Consider the following 7,434-nt stretch of genomic DNA (forward strand, 5'->3'; position numbering starts at 1 on the left):
GATTTGCCCGGAGTGTACGGCGAAATGACGGCGCGGCGGAAACAATGGACCGACTATCTCGCCGTGGCACAGGTGCAGCCGCCGCTGGTGCCTCCGGCTGACATTCCGGCGCAGCCGAAGAGGCGAAGGCCAGGCACAGTGCGTCGTCAGAATCCTCCAGAAATTGACATCCAGCGGGCCATCCTGCGCGCTCTGTCGCTGCATCCTGAGGTGGCCATAATCGAGCGTATCAACGTCATGGCTGGCCGACTGGTCGGAAAGGACGGAAAGCCGTCTCGATTTATCCGGTCTTGCGCCCGTGGGCGGGTCGATCTGGACGGGGTATCACGCGACGGTCGAGTCATCGCCATCGAAGTCAAACGACCATCGACTCGTCGGAACGTCACCCAGGAACAACGCACGTATCTCGATCTGGTTGCGTCCTGTGGTGGGCTGGCCGGGGTTGCGTGCTCGGTTGAGGAGGCGCTGGCGATCGTGGAAGGAAGATCAGATGGCACGCGCTAGAAATATCAAGCCAGGATTTTTTCGGAACGCAGACCTGGCAGAGCTATCCGTCGAGGCCCGGCTTCTGTTCATCGGGCTCTGGACCATCGCAGATAGAGAAGGCAGGCTGGATGATCGTCCGAAGCAGATCAAGATGGAGATCTATCCGGCCGACTCGTTTGATGTTAGCGCGCTACTGGAAGAACTCGCCGATACCGACATGCTCGATCGGTACGAGGTCGGGGGCAAAAAATACATCCAGATCGTGAATTTCACGAAGCACCAGAACCCGCACAAAGACGAGAGGGCCAGTGCAATACCGCCTCCGCCCGGCGGTACTGCTGGTTCTGCTACAGATGATGCAGACGGCGAGCACGGTGCAAGCACTGTGCAAGCACCATGCGAGCACGGTGCTTGCACAGTGCAAACCCGGCTGATTCCTGATTCCCTATTACTGATTCCTGAAAGAGGAATCCTGAATCCTGAAACAAACACCGCGCCAGCGGCTATCCCGGAGGTACAGGCGCGACCCGAAAAGCCGGCGGCTGTCGCCGCTGATCGTTTCGACGCCGCGGATTTCCTGATCGAGAACGGGGCAGACCGGCAGACCGCCGCCGATTTCCTGGCCCTCCGCAAGGGAAAGAGGGCGGCATCGACGGCCACGGCCATGCGGGCCATCGTCAGGGAGGCGGGTAAGTCCGGGATGGGCCTGCAGGATGCCTTGACGCTCTGCTGCGCCAAGGGTTGGGCGGGATTCGAGGCGGGTTGGGTTGGCCAGCAAGCAAGGGCCGGGCCGCGGCAGACGACCAACGACCAGCGCAAAGCAACTCTCGACGAACTCACCGGGCGCAACCGCCATGCAGCCGACAAACCAAACCCTCGCGACATCACAGCCGAAGTCATCCGCATTGCCTGAAGAGTGGATCGAGCGCCTCTTCGCCCGCTTCGAAGCGATGTACGGCGCCAAGTTCGCAGACGCTTGGAAGGGCTGCGACTTGCGCAACGTCAAGATCGTTTGGGCGGAAACGCTCGGTTCCCTCAGCCGCGACGAGCTATCCGCCGGCATTGCTGGGTGCATGACCAGGGAATGGCCGCCGACACTGCCTGAGTTCGTGAAGCTATGCCGGCAGCCAGACCCGAGCGCTCCGGGCGGACACCCGACGGCGAACGAGGCGTGGGCACTGGTTCTGTCGTCCCACGACGAGGCGGAAACGGTGGTCTGGACCGAGCAGATAGCTGAGGCCGCTGGGATAGTTCAGCCGATCCTCGACGCTGGCGACGAGGTGGGCGCGCGCATGGCCTTCCGGGATGCCTATGAGCGGATTCTGCGCGAGCGGCCAGAGTCCCCCAGGTGGTTCCCGAGTCTCGGCAGCGATCCGGTGCGCCGGCAGGCGGCCCTTTATCGCGCGGTGGCAAGCGGGCGATTGAGCAGCCAGCACGCCGCTGGATTGTTGCCCCCTCCGATCAACGCAAAGGGCGCTTGCATCGCCGGCTTGATCGGCGGGCCGCCCGCTCCGATGCCGAATGATCCCGAATTCAGGCGGCGGATCGCTGGCCTTCTGCGGCAGCTCAAGGGTGGTGAGGCGGCATGAAGCGTGACGCCGATATGAAGCAACTTGCGACGCCGAGCATGGACACGCTCGATCCGCTGGAGTGGGCGAAGCGACTGCGTTCGCAAGTGGCGCTCGACTACCTGCTGCGCGGGGCTGAGTACGATCATCGGCTGCTCGACATTCTCACCGACCACATGGAGTCCGGTGTCTGCGACGGGACCGGGAAAAATCTGCTGAGACGGTGGGACGGCCTGCAATGGGTGGCGGCGTGAATGTGCGGGCCCAAGCCGTGCGACAACCCAGACTGCACCTGGAGCGAGGCGCACAGAGCCCGCTGCGAGGCCCGGACCGTCATGCGGTGGCCAGTGCAGAACCGCAAGGCGTACTACGCGAAGGTGGCGGAAAAGCGCGGCGACGCGGCGGCGCGACAGCTCGTGGCGGCTGTTTCGACGGAATGGAGGAGGATCGGCGGTGATCGGTTGCAACGGGCTTGACGAGCGTTACGACGCCGGCCGGCGGTCCCCGGTGGCATGTTGTTCGTGCAGGGTGACCGGGCGGTGAGTTGTTCAGCCATGACGCACGATCCATACAGCCTCGCCGCCCAGATGTCGGCCGCTTCCTTGGCGATCTGCAGGCAGGACAGATGTGCGAAGAAGGCTCACCCCCTTTCCGGCGTGTTGATGGAGTCAGGGGCGAGCATGGCCGTGCTGAGGTATCTCAGTGGCGCAACAGGCGAATATCGAACCTCTGCCGAGATCCAGCTCGGCACTGGCAGGGGCCACTCCGCAGTATCCTGGGCGCTGATGTTCCTGCGCCGCATCGGACTTGTGGAAAGCGTTCCTGATTCGCGGAGGAATCCGCGGTATTTGAGGTATAGAGCCAAACAATCGGAAAACAGGATTCGATAGTATGCCGTTCACCAAGGGACAACCACGGACGCCAGGATCTGGCCGCAAGCCTGGATCACAGAACCTGACGAGTCAGAAGCTCAAGGAAATCGTTTTTGAAGCGCTGAAGCAGCAGGAAGGCGGGGCGATCGGCTACCTGAAGGCGCAGGCTATTGCCGAGCCGCGCGCGTTCATGGCCCTGATCGGGAAACTTCTGCCGACACAGATCACCGGAGAGGACGGAGCGCCGGTACGGATCACGCAGATCGAACTCATCCCTCTGGTGGCTCCAGCGAAGAATGACGATGAAGCTGCAGATTAGTCTGCCGCCGAAGCTGATCGAGGTATTCACCGGGACGGCTGATGTGCGTGGCGCATACGGCGGCCGCGGGTCTGGCAAGACGCGCAGCTTTGCCAAGATGTCGGCAGTACGGGCGCTGATGTTTGCTGAAGCCGGGCGCAGCGGAGTGGTGCTGTGTGGTCGCCAGTTTCAGAATTCGCTGGTTGATTCGTCACTGTCCGAGGTCAAGCTGGCGATCCAGTCAGAGCCGGCGCTGGCGGCGCATTTCGAGGTCGGAGAGAAGTTCGTCCGTACTCGGTGCGGACGCGTGTCCTACGTGTTCGCCGGCCTCGATCGGAACATCGACAGCATCAAGTCCACGGCCAGGATCCTGTTGTGCTGGGTTGACGAGGCGGAGCCAGTCACCGAAGAATCGTGGTCGGTCCTGACCCCGACGCTGCGCGAGGAGGATTCGGAGCTGTGGGTGACGTGGAACCCGAGACGAAAGAAATCTGCGACGAACCAGCGCTTTCGCGAGTCAAACGATCCTCGGTACAAGGTTGTCGAACTGAACTGGCGGGACAATCCGATGTTCCCGGAAAAGCTCAACCGGGAACGGCTGCGGGACAAGGAGCAGCGCCCGGACAGCTACGACCATGTGTGGGAAGGCGGCTACGTGTCGGCGATCACCGGGGCGTACTTCGCTGGCCAGTTGAGCGATGCTCGGGCGTCAGGGAGGATCGGTGTTGTGCACGCCGATCCGAACTTGCCGGTGCAGGCGTTCGCAGACCTTGGGGGGACAGGAGCGCGGGCCGACAATTTTGTGTTCTGGTTCTCTCAGTTCGTCGGGCCTCAGGTCCGCGTTCTAGATCACTACGAGCGACAGGGGCAGCCAATATCGGCGCACCTGCTCTGGATGCGCGAGAACGGCTACACGCCCGGTCGGCTGGCTACGGTCTGGCTGCCGCATGATGGCGATACCTACGATCGGGTCATCGATGTGTCGTTTCGAACGGCCTTCGAGCAGGCAGGACACTTCGTGGAAGTCGTCCCGAACCAGGGGCGCGGTGCTGCCATGTCTCGCATCAAAGCGGCGCAGCGGATGTTCCCGGCGTGTTGGTTCAACGAGGCGACGACCGATCCCGGATTGGATGCGCTCGGCTGGTATCACGAGAAGCGCGACGAGGACCGCGATGTCGGCCTTGGACCGGAGCATGACTGGTCATCGCACTCGTCTGATGCGTTCGGGATGCAGGCGCTCGTTTATGAGTCAAGGATCGGCAAGGTCGGGCCAGGCGGGCGGCGGCGGGTCAAGATGGGGAGGCGAGGTTCTCCGATGGCTGTCTGAAGTATCGCCAAGCATGGCACCATCGCCGAGTCATTCAGTATGGTGTTCTGCTTGTGGGAATTTCTCTTGATCTTGGCCGGTCGGCCTTTCACCACCAGCACGGCGATGTCCTGGCGGTATATACGTGGGTCAACGACGAGCGTGCTGTGGTGCTCATGCCAGCACGCCGACAACATGCACCGGCCTGGTTCGTCGTCTGCGAGTCGGCAGCGTGGAAGTATTCAGACCCGGCGTATCTGGCCCAGCAGGCGCGTCGTGCAGCCCAAGCGCTCGGCATGGACGAAACACAGAGCACGTGGCTCCGAATAGCCACGATCATCATCGAGGGTATTCCCGACCTGATCCGCATGCGGTCTGCGCCAGACCCCGAGCTATTGCCGGGATCTGCCGGCGAGATCAATCTGTCCGTCGACGGGGAGCAGGTAACATCGACAGACATCCGTGTTGAAAAGGCGGTTGCCAGGTATGCCTGAATTCGATGTGCGCGCCATCGCCGGACTGGCCCCGGGCGAGCGCCTGTCAGACGAGATCGACGCACAACAGGAGCCAGGAGACGAGCAGCCAAGCCATCCGCTCGACAGTGACCACATGCGGCGCGAGCATCGCAAATTGCTCGAGTGGTGGTATCTGGAGCGTGAAAAGCAGTCGGCAAACAGGCTCGAGATGGCGATCGACGTCGATTTCTACGACAACAACCAGTGGGATTCAGAAGATGCCGCGACGGTCGAGGATCGCGGACAGATGCCGCTCGTCTACAACGAGGTGGCGCCGGCGGTCGATTGGCTGATCGGGACAGAACGCCGAACGCGAGCCGACTGGAAGGTACTGCCGCGCACCGAAGACGACGTTACCGGCGCGGATGTCAAGACCAAGTTTCTTAAGTACCTCTCGGATGTCAACCGGGTGCCGTTCGTGCGCTCGCGCGCATTCTCCGATGCGCTCAAAGCCGGGGTGGGATGGATCGATGACGGGGTACAGGACGACCCGACGAAAGAAGTTCTGTACTCAAAGCACGAGGACTGGCGCAACGTCCTGTGGGACTCGGCCGGCTACGATCTGGACCTGTCCGATGCGCGATACGTCTTCCGATGGAGATGGGTAGATGAGGACATCGCTCTGGCGATGTTCCCTGGCCGGGAGTCTGTGATCCGGTCCGCTGTCGATGATGTGGGCGCTTACGATGGCGAGCAGGACGACGAGGATCTGTGGTATCTCGGTGATCCAATCAGAGAAAACCGCAGCGGGATCATCAGGACATCTGGCGTTTCTGTCAGCCTGGAGGCCCGCCGTCGGCGAGTGAAGCTGATCGAGTGCCAGTATCGCAGGCCGACCCAGGTACACGTCGTCACCGAAGGTCCTTGGCGTGGGACGATCATTCCTGATTTCGATGGGCAGGAGAGCGTCTCATCCGTTCCTCGGGTGATGATGCGGGTGCATTTTGCGGTCTTCACAGAGACAGCCCTGCTGGCGTGGGCGCCCTCGAAGCTTCGGCACAACGAATTCACGCTGACGCCGATCTGGTGTTACCGGCGAGGACGCGACCGCATGCCCTACGGCGTGATACGCCGTGTACGCGACGTTCAGCGCGACATCAACAAGAGAGCATCGAAAGCGCTCTGGCTGAGCAATACCAACCAGATCATCGGCGACGATGGCGCGGTTGCTGATTGGGACGAGGCCCGCGAAGAGGCCAGCCGGCCAGATGGCGTGATCGTCAAGCGAACCGGCAAAGAATTCGAGATCAGGCGAGACTACCAGGGAGCGTCGGCTCAGGTCGAGATGATGACGCTCAGCGCACAGAGCGTGCAGAAGGCCATCGGGGTCAACAACGAGAATCTCGGGCGGGCGACCAACGCGGTGAGCGGGGCAGCAATTGAGGCGCGCCAGAATCAGGGCGCGGTCGGAACGACGGAGCCTTTCGACAACCTGCGGCTGGCAATTCAGGTGCAGGGCGAGAAGCAGCTTTCGCTCGCTGAACAGTTCGTTTCAGAGGAGCGTGTTGTCCGAATCACCGGAGCAAACGAGAAACTGGACTGGCTGCGCATCAACGAGCCTCAGATGCAGCCAGACGGCACGTGGCGATACCTGAATGACCTCACCGCCAGCCGGGCCGACTTCGTGGTCAGCGAACAGGACTACTCCGGCACGCTGCGGCAAGTAATGGCCGAATCGCTCAACCAGCTTGCTCAGAAGCTACCGCCGGAGTCGGCGCTACGCGTACTGACGATCGGCCTGCAGTTCAGCGACCTGCCGAACAAAGGAGAAATCGTTGCTGCGCTGCGCCGAGAGACTGGCGATCGCGACCCAAACAAGCCCATGACGCCGGAGGACGAACAGGCCGAGGCTGCACGGGGGGAGGCCATGCAAATGCAGAGGGAGCAATCGCTGCTTGCACTGGAGGAGCAGCGAGCGCATGTGCGCGAGATCAACGCAAAGGCGGCACAGATGGAAGCGGAAGCTGTTGCGTACGGGAACGAGGGCGCAGTCAATGCAGCCGTGAACGCCAGGCGATTGGCGGCTGACGAACTGGACGCAATGGCAGAGGAGTTGCGAAAACTGCAGGCGGAACTGGCCGACCGAAGCAGCGGCGAGCGGACACAGATCGAGAAGGCGAGGATTCAGGCCGACGCGGCGATCCGCATGAAAGAGATCGAGATAGCAAGCAAGGAACGCCTGGCGGCGATCGCCGCCAGCATCGAGAGCAACAACGACCAATCGAGACGAGGATAGTCACATGCCAACAAGTTTGGACGAACACCATGCCGCAACACTGTCGGAAGAAGAGCTGTCAGCGATTCAAGGCGACGATCAAAACGAAGAAGACCAGGACGACTCACTGCAGTTGGATTCCGTCGACGACGAAGAGGATGCCGACGAAAGCGA

Annotated in this window: 8 protein-coding genes; all 8 read left to right on the top strand. The window is 61.8% G+C overall.

The genetic code is table 11. From position 1 onward, the window contains the following. On the top strand, window positions 1–504 hold a 504-nt coding region (locus JNK99_RS01440; RefSeq protein ID WP_291847570.1), incomplete at its 5' end, for a VRR-NUC domain-containing protein. Then, entirely contained in the window at window positions 491–1,399 is a 909-nt protein-coding gene (locus JNK99_RS01445) for a hypothetical protein (protein ID WP_291847573.1), read from the top strand. The genes JNK99_RS01440 and JNK99_RS01445, both read left to right, overlap by 14 nt. After that, window positions 1,341–2,075: a hypothetical protein gene (locus tag JNK99_RS01450; RefSeq protein ID WP_291847577.1), complete on the top strand. Its 735-nt coding sequence runs from the start codon at window positions 1,341–1,343 to the stop codon at window positions 2,073–2,075. The genes JNK99_RS01445 and JNK99_RS01450 overlap by 59 nt, the downstream gene beginning before the upstream one ends. After that, the gene (locus JNK99_RS01455; RefSeq protein WP_291847580.1) at window positions 2,072–2,308 is read left to right on the top strand and encodes a hypothetical protein; all 237 of its coding nucleotides are present in this window, start codon (window positions 2,072–2,074) and stop codon (window positions 2,306–2,308) included. The genes JNK99_RS01450 and JNK99_RS01455 overlap by 4 nt, the downstream gene beginning before the upstream one ends. A gap of 637 nt (window positions 2,309–2,945) precedes the next feature. Next, window positions 2,946–3,245, top strand: coding sequence for a hypothetical protein (locus JNK99_RS01460; protein WP_291847582.1), 300 nt, complete (start codon window positions 2,946–2,948; stop codon window positions 3,243–3,245). Then, window positions 3,223–4,551 carry a phage terminase large subunit gene (locus tag JNK99_RS01465; RefSeq protein ID WP_291847585.1) on the top strand — a complete coding sequence of 443 codons (1,329 nt, stop codon included), beginning with the start codon at window positions 3,223–3,225 and terminating at the stop codon, window positions 4,549–4,551. The genes JNK99_RS01460 and JNK99_RS01465 overlap by 23 nt, the downstream gene beginning before the upstream one ends. Before the next feature lie 53 nt (window positions 4,552–4,604). Beyond that, window positions 4,605–5,024: a hypothetical protein gene (locus tag JNK99_RS01470; RefSeq protein WP_291847588.1), complete on the top strand. Its 420-nt coding sequence runs from the start codon at window positions 4,605–4,607 to the stop codon at window positions 5,022–5,024. A gap of 7 nt (window positions 5,025–5,031) precedes the next feature. Next, window positions 5,032–7,281 (top strand): hypothetical protein, encoded by a 2,250-nt coding sequence (locus tag JNK99_RS01475; RefSeq protein WP_291847590.1) that lies wholly within the window; start codon window positions 5,032–5,034, stop codon window positions 7,279–7,281. Window positions 7,282–7,434: the final 153 nt, after the last annotated feature.

The sequence above is a fragment of the Accumulibacter sp. genome (assembly GCF_016789985.1).
GTDB lineage: Bacteria > Pseudomonadota > Gammaproteobacteria > Burkholderiales > Rhodocyclaceae > Accumulibacter.